Below are 2,614 nucleotides of genomic sequence, written 5' to 3' on the forward strand. Positions count from 1 at the left end.
GGGCCGGCGGGACGGGCGTCGACTGGCGGGGCCAGAGCGGGCCCGGCTGGGCGTGCGGACGGTAGTAGTCCTCGCGGGAGAGGAACTCGACCGGGAGCGAGCCGGGCAGGGTGACCCGGCCCGCCGCCGGGACGGACGTAGCGCCGACCCGGGTGGCCAGCACGTCCCGCTCCGGCGGGGAGAGTTCCACCAGCTCCGGGTGCATCAGCCGGAAGGCGGCCACCGACCGGCGTACCTGCCGGGCCAGCTCGGCGACCAGCGGGCCGGGGCCGCCGAGGGCGAGCGCCGGCTGTCGGATGGTGCGCAGCGCGTCGCAGACGACCAGCAGCTCGGCGCCGCCGTCCGGGTCGTCGGCCCGCAGCTCCAGCCGGGACGGCCACTGCCAGCGGACCTGCCCGCTGGCCAGGCGGGACAGCCGGGCCGAACGCCGGTGGCGGGCGCCGGTCGAGCCGTCCCGCCCGGCGACCAGGGCCAGCTCGGACCCGCCACAGACGTACGCGACCCTACGGTCGGTGACGGTGACCGTCGCGGCGGCGGGGAGCACCCAGCTGCGGGCGCTTTCGGTGGGGCCGAGCAGGTGACCGGCCACCCGGAGTCGGTGCAGCGCGAGCACCCGCTCGCCGGGCTCCGGGACCAGCGTGTGCCGCCGGTCGAGCACGGGACGGGCGGGGTCGTCGTCGCCGTCGAAGCGGTGTGGCCCGACGAAGAAGGGTGCGGCGTCCTCCTGCACTGTCACGACCTCCCGGGCGGTTGGCGGTACGTCGAGCGTCGCCGACGACACGCTCTGTGTCATGACACCCGTTAGGGGGTCGGCCGGTCGGTCGCCGCCTGTGACCGGTAGATGCCGATCTCTTCCGGCCGGACGAGTCCGTCCTCGATCGCCCGGGCGAGCAGGGCCGCCTTGGTGGCGGCCGGTCGACCCGCCCGGGTGTATTTGATCCGCGCCCGGTCCACGTACTGCTTGACGGTGTGCTCGCTGATCCGCATCCGGCGCGCCACCGAGGCCTTCGACATCGACTGGAACCACAGCAGCAGCGCCTCGCGCTCCTTGTCCGACAGGGACGGCCGGTCCGGCCGGGGGTCGCCCACCATCGCCCCGGCCAGCGCCGGCGGCACGTACGGGCGGTCGTCGGCCGCGGCGAGCACGGTGGCGAGGCAGTGCTCGCGTCCCTCGTGCTTGGCCAGGAAGGCCACCGCCCCCGCGTCGAGCGCGGCGAGCATGGTGTCCGGGTGGGTGTGCTCGGAGTAGACCACCACCCGCCGGCCGGCGGCGCTCAGCTCGGCCAGCTTGTCGAGAACCATCCGCCCGTGCAGCCGCAGGTCCAGCAGGACCACCTCGGCCTCCGGGGCGGCCCGGAGCACCACGTCCGGATCGTCCCCGGTGGCGAGCACCCGCAGCCGCGGCTCGGCGGCCAGCCAGGCCCGCACCCCGTCGATCACCACCGGGTGGTCGTCCACGATCGCCACGCCGATCGGCGGAGCGCCGGTCACGTCTTCTGCCAGCGCGTCTGCGTCCATCTGATCTCCCCGTCCCGCTCGTGCACCTGCTCCACCGGACCCGCCTCGTCGTGGGCGGCGGGTGGACCGGTGGCGTGCGGCCGGTCGTGGTCCGGGGTGACCAGGCTGACCACCACCTCGTCCGGCCCGGCGACGACGGTCAGCCGGGCCCACCGCCGGGCGTCGGCGAGCGCCGCGGTGAGCGGGTCGGCGAGCCGGCGGCGTACCGCCACCGGCAGCTTCGGCGGCACGCCGATGGCGATGAACTCGATCGGAAGGCCGTTGCGGTCGGCCAGGTCGGCGGCGGCGCGCAGCTCGTGCAGCAGCGGGTCGGGCACGTCGTCCGATTCGGCGATCAGCCGCCGCAGCCGGGCGGCCGCCAGCACGCAGCGCCGCCGCACCTCCGGGTCGGCCGGGTCGGCGTGGCCGGCCGCGAGATCCGCCAGCACCTCCTCGGCGGTGCCGCTGACCAGGGCCAGTCGGCTCCGACGGTCCTCCCGGGCCCGCTCCGCGGCCACCCGTTCCGCCGCCACCGCTCCGGCGGCCGCGGCGGTGGCGGCCCGGTCCCGGGCGAGGGCGGCGATCGCGGCGGCCCCGACGAAGACCGCCACCGGCAGCGACGAGGTGCCGTAGACGTACATCGCGTAGCGGGTGAGGTCGGCGGGGTCGGTCGCGCCGTGCCCGAGCAGCTCGCCCAGCGCGATCACCGCGTGCGCGCCCAGCAGCGCGAGCAGCAGCGGACCGGGCGGCGCCAGAGCACCAGCACGAAGAACCAGGCGAGCCCGCTCCACACCCAGTTCGCCGTGGTGAACAGGTACCGCTCGCGGCCGCGGCGAAGACCGCCGCGTCGACCAGCAGCAGCACCGAGCGGACCGGGCGGCGCCAGAGCACCAGCACGAAGAACCAGGCGAGCCCGCTCCACACCCAGTTCGCCGTGGTGAACAGGTACCGCTCGCCGGCCGCGGCGAAGACCGCCGCGTCGACCAGCAGCAGCACCGCCGCCAGCCGCCGGGTGGGCAGCGGGGCGCGCCGGAGCAGCCGTACGCCGGCCAGCCCGCCGACCGCCGCGGTGACCAGCCAAACCCCACGCCCACCACTGCGGGCGCGGCCAGGTCCG

General features: G+C 76.4%; 2 protein-coding genes and 1 pseudogene. All 3 read right to left on the minus strand.

All coding sequences use genetic code 11. From position 1 onward, the window contains the following. A partial coding sequence (locus tag JNW87_RS37325; RefSeq protein ID WP_309234158.1) for a hypothetical protein occupies positions 1-730 on the minus strand: 730 nt, incomplete at its 3' end. Between the two features lie 71 nt (positions 731-801). Beyond that, positions 802-1,518, minus strand: coding sequence for a response regulator transcription factor (locus tag JNW87_RS37330; RefSeq protein WP_109799771.1), 717 nt, complete (start codon positions 1,516-1,518; stop codon positions 802-804). After that, positions 1,488-2,609, minus strand: a pseudogene (locus JNW87_RS37335) (hypothetical protein). Before JNW87_RS37335 ends, JNW87_RS37330 begins: the two are co-directional and overlap by 31 nt. Between the last annotated feature and the right edge of the window lie 5 nt (positions 2,610-2,614).

This window comes from Micromonospora sp. ATA51 (genome assembly GCF_016802855.1).
Lineage (GTDB): Bacteria > Actinomycetota > Actinomycetes > Mycobacteriales > Micromonosporaceae > Micromonospora > Micromonospora sicca.

Coding starts and splice junctions, on each gene's coding strand:
- JNW87_RS37330 (WP_109799771.1), bottom strand. CDS start 1,518: ATGGACGCAGACGCGCTGGCAGAAGACGTGACCGGCGCTCCGCCGATC.